The sequence below is a fragment of the Pseudoalteromonas sp. G5_S1_54_S4 genome (assembly GCF_054968565.1).
In genome coordinates this window covers 17,775-36,242 of record NZ_JBQKUL010000031.1, presented here as the reverse complement: position 1 = coordinate 36,242, position 18,468 = coordinate 17,775, and the positions used below count along the sequence as shown (strand labels likewise).

Sequence of the window (18,468 nt, the reverse complement as noted above, 5' to 3'; positions counted from 1 at the left end):
TTTACTGTGCTTGCATTGCAAAATTTATTTGATCATAGCTAAAACCTCGATACATTAAGTAGCGCACGCGCTTAGCTTTTTCTTTGTACTCGAGGTCTGCCGGTGTCGTTGAATATTTTTTGTTGTACGCTTCCTGCGCGAGCTCAAACCAATCTATTTCCAGCTCATCAACCACTGTTTCAAGCAGTGCTCTATCAATCCCTTTACTCATGGCCTCACTTTGAATTCGCTTTAAGCCATGGCATTTAAATATGTGTTTTCTGACAAACCCTTCACAGTAACGCTGCTCGTTAATAAAATTGTGCTTTTCACACCAATCAAGCAGGTTTTCTATGAACTCGTCGGTTGCTTCTCTTTGCTGTAACTTTTGGGTTAACTCACGGCGCGAATACTCTTGCCGACCAAGCAACCAAAGCACATAGTTTTTTAACTTTTGTTTTAACGTATCATCCATTAAGCGTCAAAGCGCCCGCTTTGCTCGCTATTTAAAGGCTTAATGTTACTGTCATCACTTGGTGGCACAACGGGCATAAAAATAGCCTGATAAGATACAAAGAAACTAATGTAGCAAATTGGCATTAAAATCAACAGTGGTAGTAGCGATAAGAACATCGACAACACCATTAATAATGCGCAAATAATACCATAAACACTTAATGGTAAAATATTATAATAAAACACCATAAACGAACTTTTTAAGGCATTTAAAATACGTTGCTCTTTATTAAAATAAACCAGCGGTACTGCGTAGGCAAACGAAGTAAAGTAAATAGAGAGCGCAATTAAAAACAATGCCACGTTAGCAAAAGAAATACTCTCAAGCATTTGGCTAATTGCTGTATTAGGATCTAAGTCAGGCTGCGTCATAACCGCCATCGCTTCGGCAAATAACCCATTGGCGAGCAGCGCAATTAAAATACCGGCACCCATTTGATAAAGCGCTAAGCGAAATAAGCCTAACCGATTTCCTTTTGCTGAAAAGGGCTTCAAAATGTCGGCTAACATAATTTTTCCGCCTTGCTGCTTGGTAAGCACGGCTTGATAAAAACCAGCGGTTAAAAATGGTGTAGCCAATGCTGCGACTATTTGTAATAACGGCAAAAATAAAGACAACAAGCCAACAATGCCAATAAACAAGTGCATAAAGATAAAGGTTAATGGCTGAGTTTTAAAAATTAGCCAACCCGCTTTAAACCATTTTAATGCCGCATCCGCTTTAAAAATTCGTAATTGTGTAGACATACTTGCTCTTAATTAAAACAAAACACGCCGAGTATAACTCGGCGTTGGTTGGTATTACAGAGGTGGCGGCGATAAATGCCGTTAATATTAGGGTCTGTTGCCCTTTACGGATTAAAATTTGTTCAAACTAGGGGCGATTTAATCGCGGCGCGAGGTTTGTAACCTAGTGGGCTAAGTCAAAACCGAGCAAAGCTTCCGCGTCCTGCTCACGCCCCTTACCTACATCCATGTAGGCAACAAAGAGTAAATCGCCCCTAGGCAGAACCCTTCGGGCAGCGCCTGTTTGGCATTGATGCTGCGTTATCGCCTATTTATGGGGAATAACACCACATAGGCTCTGCCTTGCCTAAATACCAAACAGACTGCTGCAAATTTAACCTTGAAAGGTCAACAGACCCTAAGGTTTTTTAATTTTCTTAATATCTAGCATATGAGAGCCATGCTTAATTTTAGTCTCTAAATACGCCTTGTTACCTGAAAGCCCAGCTTTAATGTGTGCATGAGTGCCCACAACAGAGTCCACCTCTATGCCAGCATCTTTTAATGCGTTAAGCTTTTTAGGATTGTTAGTCATTAATTTTACATGCTTTAAATTGAGCGCATTGAGCATTAATACAGCATCCGAAAAATCACGTAAATCATCAGCAAAGCCCAAATGATTGTTGGCCTCGTAAGTGTTCATACCTTGTGACTGCAGTACATACGCATCAATTTTATTGTATAAACCAATACCACGCCCTTCTTGGCGTAAATAAAGTAAAATACCGCCTTGTTCGTGCATCATTTCAATACACTCATTTAACTGCTCACCGCAATCACAACGTGACGAGTGAAACACATCACCGGTTAAGCATTCAGAATGCATACGAATAAGCGGAACATCTTGCTCGGTATCGGCGTTTTTAAACACTAACGCAACATGCTCTTGGCCATCTTTTAAGCCACTAAAGGAAATAATTTCTGCGGGAATATCACTATTTTTGCCAACATTAAGCTGGACTCTTGCTCTTACTTGCGCCACGACCAATCCAAATATTAAAAAACTACGACACGATAAAGTGATAATATCACAAAATAGGTTAAATACACCGTAGTACAAGACTGTTTATGGCAAATATATGGCGACGGTAACGACTATTTTCAATCTTTAACCGCAAATATATTACTAGCGAGCGTTTACCTTGATTTACCTAAAGTGATGACATATACATAAGGATTTGCTAATTTGTTATCGACAAATAATAGGGATCATTATGAAACTAAACAAACTTGCATTACTGATGGGCTTAAGTTTATCTTTATTAAGCACCACGTCATTTGCCGAGCAAGCAAATAACGCTCAAACCGTTTTCAACGACGCGTATCAAAATTACTTAAATGCGATAAAAACCAAAGAAAATGTGCAACAAGCCGCGGAGCAGGCTTACACATCAGGTAAAACTGTTTACGGTGAAAATGCTGATAACACCGCAAACTTAGCGATTAACTATGCAAAATCAATTAATCGATACGGTAAACAGTGGATTGAAAAGCGTTTTTCGCTATATCAACAAGCCTATACTATTTTAGCTACTAACCATGGTAAGCAATCGCCTGAAACCATTGATGCTTTAGTCGGTATGGCTAGTTTTGCCCCTTCTGCTCAAAAAGCGGATTATTATTTAGAGCAAGTGATAGCAATCGCAAACACACAAAACAACCCTAAGTTTGTGGCTGATATGAAACTAGAAGCGGCAACCATATTAGCTAATAAATTCAGCTATGAAAAATACCGAGAAGCTAAAAACTACCTAGAAGAAGCAGATGAGTATTATCTGGCTAACTTACCTAAAAACTCAGTTGAACAAATAAAAGCTGATTTTTTAATGGCGTCATTTGCGGAAGGTCGAAAAAGATACGATCAAGCAATAGAACGACTTAACCGTGTAGTAAATGTGTTTGATGAAAGCTTAAGTTACGATCACAACGCCGAGCTTACCGCACACTCAAGGTTAATTGGCTTGTATGAAAAACAAGGCAAAAGTGATGAAGCCACCAAACACTGCATCGCGATTGCTAAAATGGTGCCGTGGAAAGAAAGCCAAGAGCAAACGCCGCTATACCGCGTTAACCCTAAATACCCTACAAACAAAGCGCGCTTTCGTAAAGATGGAAAAGTCGTTATGGAGTTTGAAGTGGATGAGTCTGGCTTTGTAAAAAATCCGCAAGTACTTAGTTCTGAAGGTGGCGTGGCCTTTGAAAAATCGGCAGTAGAAGCATTAGCGCAATGGCGTTATGCACCTAAGTTTGAACATGGAAAAGCCGTTGCAGCAACTTCCAAAGTACAGCTCGACTTTAAAGTAAACCGTTAATAACATACCAAAGGCGCGTTGAGCGCCTTTTAATTTATCACTATAGCTATTTTAACTTAGCTAAAATGTTATCGCTGGCGGCCTCTATTAAATCAAGTACCTTTTCAAAGCCATCATCACCGCCATAGTAAGGATCGGGAATTGCGCTTTGTGTTTGCTCGCCATACTCTAAAAATAACGCCAACTTATATTGCAAATGCTCGGGGCAACGTGCAGTTAAATCTGCGAGGTTTTGTTTATCGGCTGCTAAAATTAAATCAAACTCGCTAAAATCACTACTGCGCACCTTGCGTGAAAAAATACCTTTAAAACTATAACCACGTTTCTCGCCAGCTTGCATAGAGCGTTTATCTGGCGGATTACCTTCATGATGACCAATAGTCCCAGCCGAGTCCACTAGCAAATCAATGCCTAACTCTTTAGCGCGAGCTTTTAATACCGCCTCAGCCGTCGGTGAGCGACAAATATTACCCAAACAAACAATCAGTACTTTTTTCAATGATAGCTCCTTTATTGTTTAAGATTTTGTAAAATAAGCGACATTCCAGTCACCAACATTAAAAAGCTACTTAAGCGAGGCTAATATTTTTTGCTCGCCTTCAAGCATTGTGTGCATGGCAGTACCCTGTTTTACACGGCTATGCAATGCTGCAAGATTAGGCCAGCGCGACTCATCAAGTTGCTCACCACCATGCTCCATATTCATTAACTGGCAGCTCACAGCAATGTCGGCAAGAGTTAAGCTCTCGCCAACAAAAAACTCGTTATCCCCTAAATAACCTTCTAAATAATCAAATAAAGGCGGTAGTTTTTCATTTAATGCACTTTGCACTAAGGCTTCATCGGTTGGCTTTTGCATTGTGGGAGCAATAATACGTTGCTGAAACACCGTAAATGTTGCAAAAGGAGCCAGCTCGTAATCTGCGTATTTTTCTAACCAGCGAACGGCTCCACGTTGCTCTATAGTATCACCGAGTAAGGACGCTGAATTAGGGTATTTTTCATCAAGATATTGGCAAATAACGCTAGAATCCGCCAAACTTAACTCGTCGTCTTTTAGCGCCGGAATTCGCCCTAGTGGGTTCAGTTCTAAAAACCAATCAGGTTGATTAAACGGCGAGACTATTTCGAGTTTATAGTCGAGTTGTTTATGCGCTAAACATACACGTACTTTACGCACATAAGGAGAAAGCGGGACACCATAAAGAATTATGCTCATTGTTATTCCTATAAATTAAAACCACTTTAAAACTGCTTTAAAATTGCATCATTGTAGTCATCAGCATTTAAGGTTAAGTTGAACTTGGCCGCAACGCTATCTAACTCGGCTTGTTTAATCGCTAAATCATCCATAGTGATGGTGTTATCGTCAAGCTGCCATAATAATCGTGAGCCCGCATAACTATATTGAATCGCCAATAATGCATCGGGGTTACCTTCTCGTCCCGCCGCTTTTAGCTTAGCCATTTTACGAGTGATTTTATTAAGCGCTTTTTTAAGCTCCCACACATACACCACCTCACTCATAAAAGGATGTGTTCGGTATTTATTTAACAACCAGCCGATGCCAATACTCGTAACAATTACGCCTAATAAGTTCCAATGAAAATGACTGCCACTTTCATCGGGAAATAATGCAATTAAGGTTTGTGAAATTGCTAAACTGCCCACAGCTAAACCTGCTGCACAGCCGACAATAACGCGATTTAAATGTTTACGATAACGTGCTTTATCTATTTGAATAAGTTGCATAGCTGCCTAAAAGTAAAAAACTAAAAAATACACAGCCCCATTGTAGCTAAACCCATCACAGAGTTAAGACTCTTTTTTAATAAAATACCCGTAGTTTTTGATTTAGCGCCTGTTTTATACTGCTTTCAACATAAAACCAACCAACGATTTTATTTGCACCCACATATTAGGCATAGGATAGTAGGCAACAAATACGACTTAGTATAGGAACATCATGATAAAAACACTGATTGCCACAAGTTTAATATTTTCTTCTTTTAGTACTTTAGCCAATTTAAACACACCGCTAACCCCAGAAGAATTGCGAATTGAAAAAGCCAGCCAAGCGATGCCAGCCGTACTAAGCGCTTTTGCCAGCGAAGTTAATCAATTTGAGCAGCAATTCAAGTCACTCTCAAGCTATGCACAAGCCGTAGATGCCGTTAATGACTACTCAAAACGATTATGGTTTAGTGCAAAAAAACGCATCGCTACAACGCAAAACTTAGATGATCGCGCGCTTTATTGGGCTCGCTTACAATCAAGTAAAATAATTCGTACCACAAAACCTGCATTTTCGCTGAGCACCGCGCAGCAAACAGTGTTATTAACGTTGCTAGAAAACGGAAGCCGAGGTCGCACAGACCTAAGCTACTCACAAAACACCTCTAAAAAAATATTATTAACTGGATTTGACCCGTTTTTACTTGATAAAAATATAAACCAAAGCAACCCATCGGGTGTTGCAGCACTGCTTCTTGATGGCCAAGTCATTAACTATAAAGGTATTAGTGCTGAAATAAACACAGTGATGGTGCCTGTGCGTTATGAAGACTTTGATCACGGTATTATAGAATCCTTACTTGCCCCTTATTACGCACTTAATAATGTTGATATGGTGGTTACCGTTAGCATGGGTAGTAAAGACTTTGACCTTGAGCGCTTTCCAGGCAAGCGCCGCAGTGTAACAGCGCCCGACAACGCCAATGTAGTGTATGGAGGCAGTAAAACAGCGCCGCTCATTCCAAGCTTGAACGACCGTCCATTACCAGGTACTGAGTTTGTAGAATTTAGCTTACCCGTTAGCGCTATGTTAAGCGCAAAAGGCCCTTTTCCTATTAATGATAACCATCATGTTATTACCCTAAAAAAAGACTTTGAGCCTAGCAGTTTTGACGAATTAAAAGAGGCAACTGCAGTACGTGGCGGTGGCGGTGGTTACCTGTCTAACGAAATTTCGTACCGCAGTATTCGGCTGCGTAATCAGCTAAATTCAGATATTCCGACTGGGCATATTCACACCCCTCGAATTGCCCAGTTTGAACCCGAAACCGAAGCTAAAATAGTCAAGCAAATTCAAACTATGTTAGAGCAAAGTTTAGTCGCGATCTAACATCGTTTGCTTTTTTAGCGTTAAAACATCAATTAAATAATAAAGCGTAGGAGCACTTAAGTACTTCTATGCTTTATTACTTTAAACCGCTAAAAAAGCATGCTGCAATTACATTAAAATTAAATGTGCTTTGTATCAGCTTTGGCTATTTTGTAATAAAAACTCATTACTTTAATTATTAACTAGATCTTCACAAATTGTGTTCTATGCTCATTTGAGGTTCAGACCTTATTACAGGGACATAGTAATGCTCACAATTAACTACTTTTTTAATTCATTAAACTTAACAAAAAAACTCATCTCCGCTTTTTTAGTTGTTGCCCTAGTGCCAATAACAATAATTATTATTGTCGCAATTAATACAGCTTCAAACTCGATGACAGAACAGGTTTATTCGCGTTTAGACGCTGTGAGTAAAGTAAAACAAAGCGCTGTTAAACGCTATTTTAACAACATTGAAAAAAGCTTAATGCGCTGCAAGCAAATCCAGAAATGGCCAATATTGCGACAAAGTTTATAGATGGATTTAATAATACCTCCCCTTCAACCTCATCAGAGTCTCTAAATCGCTTTTATAAAGAGTCTTTTGCTCCAAAATTTAAACAGCTAAACCCAACAGATACAGTTTCTTCATCTCTATTAAAGCAAATGAATCCAAAAAGTATTGAGCTGCAATCTCGTTATCTAGCTAATAACCCAAACCCAATTGGTGAAAAACAAAAACTAACCACCACAGAGCAATCAGACTCTTACGAGCAAGCACACCGCCAATATCACCCTTATCTATGCGATATGACTAATATAAATAAGTTCTACGATATTTTCATTATCGACCCAGCAAATGGCAATATTGTTTACTCTGTTTATAAAGAGGTAGACTTTGCAACATCGCTGCAAACAGGCCCCTACGCTAAAAGTAATTTAGCGAGCTTGTTTCAACAATTAAAAGACAGCAGCAACCCACAAAAAATTGCTTTTGCAGATTATAAACAGTACTCCCCTTCATATAATGCCCCTGCAAGCTTTATAGGAAAGCCTATTGTTGTTGATGGTAAAACGGTTGCTATTTTAGCTGCCCAATTATCGATTGAAGATATTAATTCAATTATGAAAGAACGTGACGGGTTGGGCGAAAGCGGAGAAACCTACCTTGTTGGCCCTGAAGGGTTAATGCGCTCTGACTCTTATATTGATCCGAAAAATCACTCTGTAGAAAGCTCGTTTAGAAACCCAAATAAAGGCACTGTGAATACCTTATCTGTAATCAAAGCACTAAAAAATGAAAAAGGGCAGCATGTTATAAATGACTATAACAATGAAATGGTGCTATCTGCATTTGCACCTGTAAATGTATTTAATGTTCGCTGGGCACTCATAGCAGAAATGGACGAACAAGAAGCTTTTGAGTCAATAACGACTCTTTCCCAACTACTCATTGTGATACTTTTTGTCACTATTTTTATTGTTACTATTGCCGCATATTGGTTTGCGCGAACACTCACAAAGCCAATATATGCATTGGCTGATACAATGAAAAAAGTTGGACAGCAAGGTGACTTTTCATTACGAGCAACTGTCTATTCAAGCGATGAAATAGGCGTTAGCACTCAAGCATTTAACACTCTTCTTGATGCTCTACAGTTATCTATTAGTGAAACAAATCGCGTTATGAACCAAATGGCTGCGGGTAAATTTGATCAACGTATTGAAGCACCATGTCGAGGAGAGTTAGATACGTTAAAACAAGCAACCAACGATTGCGCAAGTTCACTAAACGGAGCAATAAACGAATTAAATACCATTGCGATTGCTATGGCTGATGGTCAATTTGATATTCAAATTAATGCCTCAATGTCAGGCGAGTTAGGCACCTTAAAAAGTAATATTAACGAATCGCTCTCTTCAATAAATAACACAATGAATAGTATTGTCGATATTATGGCTAACGTAGAACAAGGTAATTTTAAAGAACAAATCACCTATCCAGCGAAAGGAAAACTTGCGCAACTAAAAGACAGCGTCAATAACTCAGTTAGTAGTTTAAGTATTGCCATAGATGGAATTAGTGACGTTATGAGTGCATTACGACAAGGCCAGTTTTCTGCGCAATTAGAGGCCCCCTTAGCTGGCCAGCTTGATATTTTAAAACAAGATATTAATTCCAGTATGGCTAATTTAAATAATGTAATGAATGAAATAGGTGAAGTCATGACCTTTGTTAGTCAAGGTGACTTTAAAAAGATGATAAAAGGTGAAGCCAGCGGTCAACTTGAGCAGTTAAAAAGTAACATCAATACATCAATCACTGCTATTGATACTGCTTTAACTGAGATTTCATCAGTCATGCTAGCAATTAGTCAGGGGCGTTTTGATCATACTATTTCATCGGCTATGACAGGCCAACTAAATAGTTTAAAAACAGATATAAACCATTCGGTAACTAACCTCGAACGTGTCATAAACGACCTCAACCAAGTAATGGCTGCGATGGCAAACGGCGATTTTTTTCATCAATTAAAACAGCCATTACAAGGCCAGTTGGAAGATTTAAAAAATAATGTTAATGAGTCTACCTCATTAGTTTCATTGGCAATAAATGAAGTCAGTAGCGTTTTGTCAAACTTAGCTAAAGGTGACCTTACCAAAAATATAGAGGGACAATATCAAGGCGTATTCGATACCCTTAAAAGCGACACCAACGCGACTATCGAGAAATTAACTAATGTCATTCAAGAAATTCAAGTATCGGCTAGTCAGGTTATGCAAAATGCGGGTGAAATAGCTTCAAGTAATACTGAAATAAGCAAACGCACAGAGGAACAAGCAGCCAACCTTGAAGAGGCAAGCTCAAGTACTGAGCAAATGCTAGATGAGCTAACTAAAGTATCTGAACAATCAAAAAGTGCCGTGGCATTGGCAAGCAATGCAGAGCAAATTGCTGAAGAAGGAAATCGCTTATCAATACAAACCGTTAGCGCGATTGATGACGTGAATGAAGCCAGTAAAGACATTAACGAAATACTTACGGTTATTGACAACCTCGCTTTTCAGACAAACTTGCTATCACTTAATGCCGCCGTGGAAGCTGCTAGAGCTGGCGATCATGGAAGAGGCTTTGCCGTAGTCGCTAATGAAGTAGGTGATTTAGCGGGGCGTAGTGCTAAATCGGCAAAGCAAATAAAAAGTATTATTGTAAATAGTAATCAAAAAATAGCGCTTGGGACGGAATTAGCAGACACCTCAGGGAAGAAATTAAAACACATAATGCAAGCTGTTAGCGATGTTAATAAAAATATCATACATATAGCGCATTCAACCTCCGCACAAGAGCAAGCGATTAAAGAAGTTAACCTTGTTGTACAACGTTTAACCGGTTTAACCCAGGAAAACTCGGCTATTACAGAAGAAACAATGGCGGCAGCACGTCAAATGGCAGAACAAGCTACCGAGATGAGAGTGCAACTCAATTACTTTAATCTAAAAAAAGAGCAACGATAGACTAAAGGCGCAGCAAGTTATTTTGCTAACACGATGCTTTTTTAACTTAAGTAATTTGATGAGCCATTATTGAATAATGGCTCATCATAACGTTACGTTACTTTACCTGCTAAATTAAAACGTGGCTGAGTATATAGCTGGGTTTTAACCACCTCAGCCAAAATCGTGACCGCATTCCATATATCTTCAAATGAGGTATAAAGAGGTGTAAAACCAAAGCGTAATATATTGGGCGCACGAAAATCAGCAACAACCCCTTTTTCAATTAACGCTTGGCATATAGCGAACGCGTCTGTATGTGAAAACGCCAATTGGCTACCTCTTTGACAGGCATTTTCAGTAGAGCATAAACGCAAATCACTTAAGCATGAATGTGTTTGTAGCAATTTAATAAATACCTCGGCAAGTGCAATCGACTTTTCTCTTATTTGTGAAATATCTACATCTTGCCATACATCAAGGGCGGCATCTAACGCACTCATAGCAATCACACTCGGTGTGCCACACAAATACTGATTTATATTATCAGCGCCCTGATATTCAGCATTAAAAGCAAATGGTTTAGCATGACCCATCCAGCCTGATAGTGGCTGCTTTACACTAGCCTGATGACGTTTTGCCACATATAAAAATGCAGGCGAGCCCGGGCCGCCGTTTAAGTATTTGTAGCCACAGCCAACAGCAAAATCAGCATTACAGTTATCGAGCTCAACAGGTAAAGCACCCGCGCTGTGGGCTAAATCCCATATCACTAAAATGCCTTTTTCGTGGGCAAGCTTGGTCAGCTTTTGCATATCTAATAGCTGCCCGGTTCTAAAGTTCACCTGCGTTAATAGCAGCACAGCCACTGAATCGCTAAGGCTTTGTTCAATGTGTTGCTCTGCTACTAATTTAAGCTGACATAAGTCAGGGCCTAATAAGTCACTTAACCCTTGTACCATGTATAAGTCGGTTGGAAAGTTATCTTGCGTGGATAACACCACATTTCGGCCAGGGTTTAACGATAACGCACTACTTAACAGCTTGAACAAGTTAACTGAAATAGAGTCACAACAAATCACTTGGCCTTTTGCAGCACCAATAATCGGCGCTATTTTATCTCCTACCTGAGTGGGTAAATCAATCCATTGGTGATCGTTCCAACTTCTAATTAAGTGACTACCCCATTGTTGATTTACCACCTCTGCCACGCGCGACTTAACGGCTTTAGGCAAGGCACCTAGTGAATTACCATCGAGATAAATAGTGTCTGCGGGTAAATCAAATTCATCGCGTTTATTAGCCAGCGGATCGGCTTTATCAAGCGCTACAATCTCATTAAAATTCATTTTTATATCTCATTTAAATTTTTTATTAGTGTACTAAATGCCTCAGTTCCTGGGTGGATCCAATCAAAATGCCCCACGCCTTCGAGCATCACCACCGGGCGTTTAAGCTGCGCTAAATTAAAAGCGGGGACAATGGCATCTTTGTCGCCTTGTAAAATAATGCTTTGGGGATGAAGTGGCTGCTCACTCGGGTTAGCTTGCGTGTAAGCCTTAGGTTTATCAGTTGGCATACCTTGCATAAAATCTTTTGTCACTTTTTGACAGCTGTTATTACCACGTGCATATGCTTTTATATCAGTGATAGGGGCTAAGCCAATAACGCCTTTAAGCTGGCTTATTTCACCACCCGCAAGCAGTGCTAAATGCCCACCAGCAGAGTGCCCTACAGCAACCGAGTCAGCTAATTTAAACTCGCCATTATTGTAAGTACTTGCCGCTAAAATACCGGCTTTTATATCATTAAACGTTGCAGGCCAGCCACCACCGCTTGTACCACTTCTTCGATACTCTAATGACCACACATTAAAACCAGCTTGTGCAAGCCCCGTACTTAACGCATACGTGTGTTTAATATCGTACTCACTAAGCCAACAGCCACCATGGAGTAAAATAACTAACGGCGTTTGCACCAGTGCTTGCTTTGCGCGCCAAAGTAATGCGTACTGTGACTCATCACTGCCGTAGGCTATTTTTTCATCGGCTAAGTTAAATCCCAATGAAGCCACTTTTGCATAAGCTACATCATTTTCAACATCAGGAAATTCAACTGGTTGCTGCGAGGCACTATTTGCTAACAAAGGCCATACACTAAAAAATAAAACCACTAAGCTCTTCAAAATAAACTACTTCCTTTTTACCTAAAAACGGTATAACAAAATAACGCTGGTCAATCGTCTACAAACATTTTGTTGTACGACCTACCAGCGTTATAACGTCATTCATAATAAAATAAATATAGTGTTTATTGTTGTTTGAAAATTACGCCTTCTTTCATCACAAAATCAACATCCATTAAAGCGCTAATATCGCTAAGTGGGCTGGAATCTAAGGCAATAATATCGGCAAACTTACCAGGCTCTATAGTGCCTAAACTCTGGCTCATATCAATTAAATCAGCAGCATTGACGGTTGCCGACTTTAAAATATCGGAGGTACTCATACCGGCTTCATACATCAATACGGCTTCTTTTGCGTTAATACCGTGCTTTGATACGCCACTGTCAGTACCAAAAGCAATTTTAACGCCGGCTTTGTAAGCCTTAGTAAAGTTGTTGAGCATATCGCCCCCCACTCTCGTTGCTTTAGCCTTAATAGGTGCAGACATAAAATCTGAATTCTTTGCTAGGTTAACCACGGTATCGCCAGCTAACAACGTTGGTACAAGGTAAGCGCCGGTTTCTTTAAAGAGCTTGATGCCTTCTTCATCGGTGTAACTGCCGTGTTCAATGCTATCAACCCCTGCACGAAGTGCGGCATTAATACCTTGTGCAGCATGGGCATGGCTTGCTACTTTTCGTCCTAACCCATGTGCGGTTTTTACAATGGCTTTGAGCTCATCGTCTTCCATTTGTTGACCTGTCCCCGTGGTGGTATCAGAAAGTACACCACCGGTAGAGGCCACTTTAATTAAATCCGCCCCATACTTAATTGCATAACGTGTTTTTTTACGACACTCAACTGCGCCATCACACACTGTTGGTGGCGTTTTTATGGTAAGTAAATCAGGACTCATACCATCAACATCTAAATGCCCACCAGTAATAGTAACTCCGGCACCGGCAATAATACGCGGACCATTAACCCAACCATTCACCACCCCTTTTCGTAATGCGTACATTTGCTCGCTTTGGCTACCTACATCACGCACGGTGGTAAATCCCGCCATTAGGGTTTTATTAGCAAAATGAACACTGCGCATTGCTACATCTGCATCAGACATTTCAACCAGTTCTTTTTTATTATCTGGCCCAAGCTCACCTTGTAAATGCACATGCATATCCATAAGCCCTGGCATAACAAAGCTGGTCGATAAATCGATTAATTGGACATCATCACCAAATCGAGAGGCCGGTAAAAAACCAGCGGATACAGACACTATTTTGCCATTTTCTATTACTACAGTTTGTTTTTGCTGTGATTTTTCGCCAGGGACGCTTAATAGCTCTCCCGCATGAATCACTTTAGTATTGGCTTGTGCATTGCTGGCGCAAAAATTTGCGGCTAAAAAAATCGAGGTAATAACACTCAATCGAAATATGCTCATGAAAATCTCCAATGATTCGCTTTTCGTTAACAGCAACGAAATAACGTTAAAATATTGTTATACAACCAATACCTTATCAGGAAAGTCACAAAAACAAACCTGAAATACGTTTTTAGTAAAAATTCTGACCACTATTTACACTGCCTTCAAACGGAAAAAATAAAAGAAGATGTCTATACTCAACCATATTGTTGTAATACTTTTCATATGTAGGGAGCTTATGGATATTAAAGACATAAATATTGCACTGCTAGAAAAATGCAACTTTCTTTTAATGGTATTTGATAACCATCATCAGCTCAGTTATCTCTCAGATGGGTGGTCAGAGCTAAATATTACAACCAAAAACATGCCAACCATTGAAAGCCTGTATGCCTTTTGTACAACTCAAAGCAAAACACTATTACAACAACAAATTCTCGCACTAAAATCGCAACATAATGAGTTAGACCAATTTGATATTGAGCTCACATTTGCAACCGATTACTCTATTAAACTAAATTGCTGCTTACATAATGTGGATCAAAACCAACATCAATATATGGTTTTAGTTTTTAACCAGCATTTTGCCCAAGTGTCCTCTGTTATTAGTAATAACGAATTACAAACCATCATAGAAAACGCAGGCGAAGTTTTAAAAGTAGGTTATTGGCAGCTGGACTGTAATAGCAACCAATTATTTTGGACCGATGAAATTTACACTATCCATGGTGTTTCCCCTAGTCGCTATTCACCACAGTTAGATACTGCAATAAACTTTTATCATGCAGATGATAAGCCCAAAATAGCCAGCGCTGTCGAAAATGCGCTTTTAACTGGGCAAGAATGGAGTTGTATAAAATTACGTGTTGTAGATGACGACCAACAAGAACGCACGGTGATATCAAGCGGTAACGTATCAAGAAATAAAAATGGTGAAATTACTAAGCTATACGGCATTTTTCAGGATATAACAGGAAGTGAAAAAATAGCCCTTGAACGAGACTTTTTAGTTACCGCACTCAAAGAAACTACGGTAGGAATGGTCATTGCCGATAAAAATAAGCATGTTATTTGGGTTAATGGATCATTCGAAAAAATGACAGGGTATAGCCTTTTTGAAGTCGAAGGCAAAAAACTCGGCTCTATTTTACAAGGTGAAAACACTGATTTAAAAACGATAGCTAAACTTAAAACTCATCTCAAAAAAGGGCTACCTATAAGCACCCGAATTTTAAACTACACCAAAAGTGGGGACCCCTATTGGAATGAGTTGGCAATATCGCCGATTTATAGAGATGGAAAAATCGCTTATTACTTTGCGGTGCAAAACGATGTAAGCAAAGAAATAAACATAGAACACAAACTCATAGCCCTTAATACCAGTTTAGAGCAACGAATACAGGCGCGCACTCAAGAGCTATTTACACTTAACAAAGAGTTAGAAAAACAGGCTAATGTAGACCCACTTACAGGATGTTTAAATAGGCGAACCTTATACAGGTTTCTTACCGATGAGCTATTAAAAACACAAGATGAAAATACCTATATTTCATTATTAATGCTCGATATAGATCACTTTAAAGCCATAAATGATAACTACGGCCACGAAGCTGGAGATAAGGGTTTAAAAGAACTCGCTAATATTTTACATGGCCTCACCAGAAAAAATGACGCCGTATTTCGCCTTGGCGGTGAAGAGTTTTTAATTATTATGCCTAACACAAACAAAGACGAAGCTAAGCAAGCAGCTGAGCGTATTAAAAACGCAGTGAATGAACATAAAGTTTACTATCGTAATAAAAATATTAGCTTTACTGTCAGTATTGGACTGCTTACCCACGATGGCACAATTAGCCTACAAAGCAGCTTAAAATACGTTGATGACTATTTATACGAGGCAAAAAATAGTGGTCGAAATAAAATTGTTGATTGACTCGCTATAAGACGGATTGTTTTAAATCAATTCGTAAAAATTTAAAAGGTCATATAAGCTAAATACTTAAGCACAATAATTTAGCTTAAATTTTCAACAGTAAATGAATTGGTAAATAAAAATACATTTTAAGCAAATTGACATTAAACGCGTATTTTTTCATTTTATACTAGGGTCTGTTGACCTTTGCGGATTAAAATTTGTTCAAGCTAGGGGCGGTTTAATCGCGGCGCGAGGTTTGTAACCTAGTGGGCTAAGTAAAAACCGAGCAACAAAGAGTAAATCGCCCCTAGGCAGAACCCTTCGGGCAGCGCCTGTTTGGTATTGATGCTGCGTTATCGCCTATTTATGGGGAACAACCACACCACATAGGCGCTGCCTTGCCTAAATGCCAAACAGACTGCTGCAAATTTAACCTTGAAAGGTCAACAGACCCTAGCTAATGCGTTATTATTTTTATTCTATTACTCATTGTTAAGCATAACAAAAACAAGGTTACATAATGATAAAAGCGTCAACACCTGAGGATGAACTATCACGGCTAAAAGACTTATATGAGTATGACGTTTTAGACACTGAAGCTGAAAAATCCTTTGACGATTTAACCCAGCTTGCATCTGATATTTGCGAAACGCCAATCTCACTAATAAGTCTTGTTGATCCTGACAGGCAATGGTTTAAGTCAAAGCATGGTATTGATGTAGCCGAAACCGCACGAGATATCTCGTTTTGTTCTCACGCAATTTTAGAAAACCAAGTATTCGAAGTTCAAAATGCACTTACTGACACCCGCTTTCACGATAATCCCTTAGTTACAAACGACCCAAATATTCGCTTTTATGCAGGTGCACCTCTCATCACACCAAGAGGAAACGCTATAGGTACGTTATGTGTTATTAGCGATAAACCAAAAAAGCTTTCAAGCAAACAAATAAATGCACTCACGGTTTTGAGCAAAGAGGTCATTGCGCAATTAGAGCTTCGGCTTAATAATAAAAAGCTGTTTATGGCGTTAGAAAAACAAAAAGAACACAATAAAGAGCTAGAAAAGTTAAAAGAAGCCGCGGATATCGCCAATAACACAAAGAGTAAATTTTTGGCAAATATGACTCATGAGCTAAGAACCCCATTACATGGAATTTTAAATTTAGCTGAGTTTGCTATCTCAGAGACAACAACAGAGGAAAAAAACAGCACCTTAAAAAGCATATTAAAGTCAGCACATTACTTATCAAATATTGTTAACGATATTTTAGACTTTTCTAAAATTGAGGCTGGCAAATTAGAAATTGAACATATCAACTTCAGTCTTAATGAGGTTATTAGCGATGTAATAAAACCCCTGTTACAGCAGGCATCTGCTAAAGGCATAAAGCTGATTACATCGATAGACCCAAAAATAGCAGACAATTTAAAAGGCGATCCTCTTCGGATTTCGCAAATTTTAAATAACCTGTGCTCAAATGCGATTAAATTTACCAACTTTGGCCAAGTAGAACTGAAGATAAGTGTTAAAAATAGTACATTGCAAACACAAGTACTCACCTTTGAAGTTATTGATACAGGCCTTGGTATTAATGAGACTGTTCAAGAGCATTTATTTAAAGAATTTCATCAGGCCGACTCATCAACCTCAAGGAAATATGGAGGCACAGGTTTAGGCTTATCAATTTGCGCTCGTTTAAGTGAGTTAATGCAGGGGCACTTTAGCTTTACCAGCAAAATAGATAAGGGCTCCACGTTTACCTATGAGCAAAGCTTTGAGATTGCTTTATTGCCACCAACCTCGAAGCAGTGCACTGATATAACAAACCTTCAAGGTAGTACTGTTTTAATTGCCGAAGATAATAAAATAAATCAGCTTATTATTGTTAAAATGCTCAAAGCACATAATGCTAATTTAATTATCGCAGAGGACGGTAAAGAATGCGTTAAGTACTTCAAGGAGCACTCGGTAGACTTAATTTTCATGGATATACAAATGCCTGAAATGGATGGCATAAAAGCCACACAGGCTATTAGAGCACTCCCTGCAGGTAAAACAGTTCCGATTATAGCTATGACAGCAAATACCCTAAAACAAGACATTGAGCATTATTTAGATATTGGTATGGATGGCTACTTAACTAAACCGTTTGATAAAGCTAAGATCAATAGCTTACTCAATGTTTATAATCCTAAAAACCTCAACCTAAAAAACTTAGCAGTAAAAATTAGCGATCCTAATGTTTCTAGCGACCGGAAGCTAAAGCAAATATGCAAAGAGTTAAAAACGCTTATTCCCAATGCTAATCGAGTGAGCCTTTGGTTATTTAATAAGGAATACAGTACATTAAATTGCTTAATTTGCCTTGATGAAAATAATGACGTGTCAAGTGGAACTGTTCTATACACAGAAAACTCCCCTGCTTATTTCAACTATATTTTAGCTAACCAAGTACTCGACGCTTCTGATGCCAGAAATAACGAAGTAACCAAGCCGTTCTCTCACTCTTACTTTGAGCCACTCGATATTTATTCTTTACTTGATTACATTTATACACTTAATAGCAAACCGTTAGGTGTCATTTGTTGTGAAAGTGTGGGCTCAAAGGTAACTTGGAGTCAAGCTGATAAAAAGTCGTTAATCAAAGTCGCAGACGTTACTAACTTGTTTTTATCTAAACAAATAAAGCATGAATAAAACAGGCCTATTTAGTGGCTAAAATTGCCACTAAATAGGGATAAAACTATTATCAGCTCTTCGT

13 protein-coding genes and 1 pseudogene are annotated in these 18,468 nt (G+C 39.0%); 5 read left to right on the top strand and 9 right to left on the bottom strand.

The genetic code is table 11. The features are described from left to right. Nucleotide 1 precedes the first annotated feature (1 nt). The 3 genes from ACTRWE_RS12540 to ACTRWE_RS12530 form a co-directional block, all read right to left on the bottom strand. Entirely contained in the window at nucleotides 2–454 is a 453-nt protein-coding gene (locus ACTRWE_RS12540; protein WP_010390806.1) for a regulatory protein RecX, read from the bottom strand. After that, entirely contained in the window at nucleotides 454–1,242 is a 789-nt protein-coding gene (locus ACTRWE_RS12535; RefSeq protein ID WP_462880109.1) for a BPSS1780 family membrane protein, read from the bottom strand. Before ACTRWE_RS12535 ends, ACTRWE_RS12540 begins: the two co-directional genes overlap by 1 nt. A 397-nt stretch (nucleotides 1,243–1,639) precedes the next feature. Continuing rightward, nucleotides 1,640–2,263, bottom strand: a complete 624-nt coding sequence (locus ACTRWE_RS12530) for a GTP cyclohydrolase II (protein WP_008465954.1) — start codon at nucleotides 2,261–2,263, stop codon at nucleotides 1,640–1,642. Between the two features lie 232 nt (nucleotides 2,264–2,495). Between ACTRWE_RS12530 and ACTRWE_RS12525 the strand changes: the two genes are divergently transcribed. Next, nucleotides 2,496–3,593, top strand: coding sequence for an energy transducer TonB (locus ACTRWE_RS12525; RefSeq protein WP_462880108.1), 1,098 nt, complete (start codon nucleotides 2,496–2,498; stop codon nucleotides 3,591–3,593). A gap of 46 nt (nucleotides 3,594–3,639) precedes the next feature. On the opposite strand, the gene ACTRWE_RS12520 is transcribed toward ACTRWE_RS12525, so the two are convergent. From ACTRWE_RS12520 to ACTRWE_RS12510, 3 genes are all read right to left on the bottom strand, one after another. Next, a complete protein-coding gene (locus ACTRWE_RS12520) occupies nucleotides 3,640–4,092 on the bottom strand; it encodes a low molecular weight protein-tyrosine-phosphatase (protein WP_462880107.1) in 453 nt (150 codons plus the stop codon). Nucleotides 4,093–4,158: 66 nt separating this feature from the next. After that, on the bottom strand, nucleotides 4,159–4,812 hold the full coding sequence (locus tag ACTRWE_RS12515; protein ID WP_462880106.1) for a glutathione S-transferase family protein: 654 nt from the start codon (nucleotides 4,810–4,812) through the stop codon (nucleotides 4,159–4,161). Nucleotides 4,813–4,838: 26 nt separating this feature from the next. Next, the gene (locus ACTRWE_RS12510; protein ID WP_010390796.1) at nucleotides 4,839–5,345 is read right to left on the bottom strand and encodes a DUF3087 domain-containing protein; all 507 of its coding nucleotides are present in this window, start codon (nucleotides 5,343–5,345) and stop codon (nucleotides 4,839–4,841) included. 214 nt (nucleotides 5,346–5,559) lie between these two features. Between ACTRWE_RS12510 and ACTRWE_RS12505 the strand changes: the two genes are divergently transcribed. Together ACTRWE_RS12505 and ACTRWE_RS12500 are read left to right on the top strand one after the other, a co-directional pair. Further along, complete coding sequence (locus tag ACTRWE_RS12505) at nucleotides 5,560–6,717, top strand: hypothetical protein (protein ID WP_462880105.1); 1,158 nt, start codon at nucleotides 5,560–5,562, stop codon at nucleotides 6,715–6,717. Between the two features lie 247 nt (nucleotides 6,718–6,964). After that, a pseudogene (locus ACTRWE_RS12500) lies at nucleotides 6,965–10,215 on the top strand (methyl-accepting chemotaxis protein). A gap of 92 nt (nucleotides 10,216–10,307) precedes the next feature. On the opposite strand, the gene kynU reads toward ACTRWE_RS12500, so the two are convergent. From kynU to ACTRWE_RS12485, 3 genes are all read right to left on the bottom strand, one after another. Next, nucleotides 10,308–11,543 (bottom strand): kynureninase, encoded by a 1,236-nt coding sequence (kynU, locus tag ACTRWE_RS12495; RefSeq protein ID WP_138764601.1) that lies wholly within the window; start codon nucleotides 11,541–11,543, stop codon nucleotides 10,308–10,310. Between the two features lie 2 nt (nucleotides 11,544–11,545). After that, entirely contained in the window at nucleotides 11,546–12,379 is an 834-nt protein-coding gene (locus ACTRWE_RS12490; protein WP_138764602.1) for an alpha/beta hydrolase, read from the bottom strand. 125 nt (nucleotides 12,380–12,504) lie between these two features. Beyond that, nucleotides 12,505–13,806, bottom strand: a complete 1,302-nt coding sequence (locus ACTRWE_RS12485; RefSeq protein WP_138764603.1) for a metal-dependent hydrolase family protein — start codon at nucleotides 13,804–13,806, stop codon at nucleotides 12,505–12,507. 220 nt (nucleotides 13,807–14,026) lie between these two features. On the opposite strand from ACTRWE_RS12485, the gene ACTRWE_RS12480 reads away from it, so the two are divergent. Further along, nucleotides 14,027–15,721 (top strand): GGDEF domain-containing protein, encoded by a 1,695-nt coding sequence (locus ACTRWE_RS12480; protein WP_138764604.1) that lies wholly within the window; start codon nucleotides 14,027–14,029, stop codon nucleotides 15,719–15,721. Nucleotides 15,722–16,223: 502 nt separating this feature from the next. Continuing rightward, the gene (locus tag ACTRWE_RS12475) at nucleotides 16,224–18,404 is read left to right on the top strand and encodes a GAF domain-containing hybrid sensor histidine kinase/response regulator (RefSeq protein ID WP_462880104.1); all 2,181 of its coding nucleotides are present in this window, start codon (nucleotides 16,224–16,226) and stop codon (nucleotides 18,402–18,404) included. Nucleotides 18,405–18,468 lie beyond the last annotated feature (64 nt).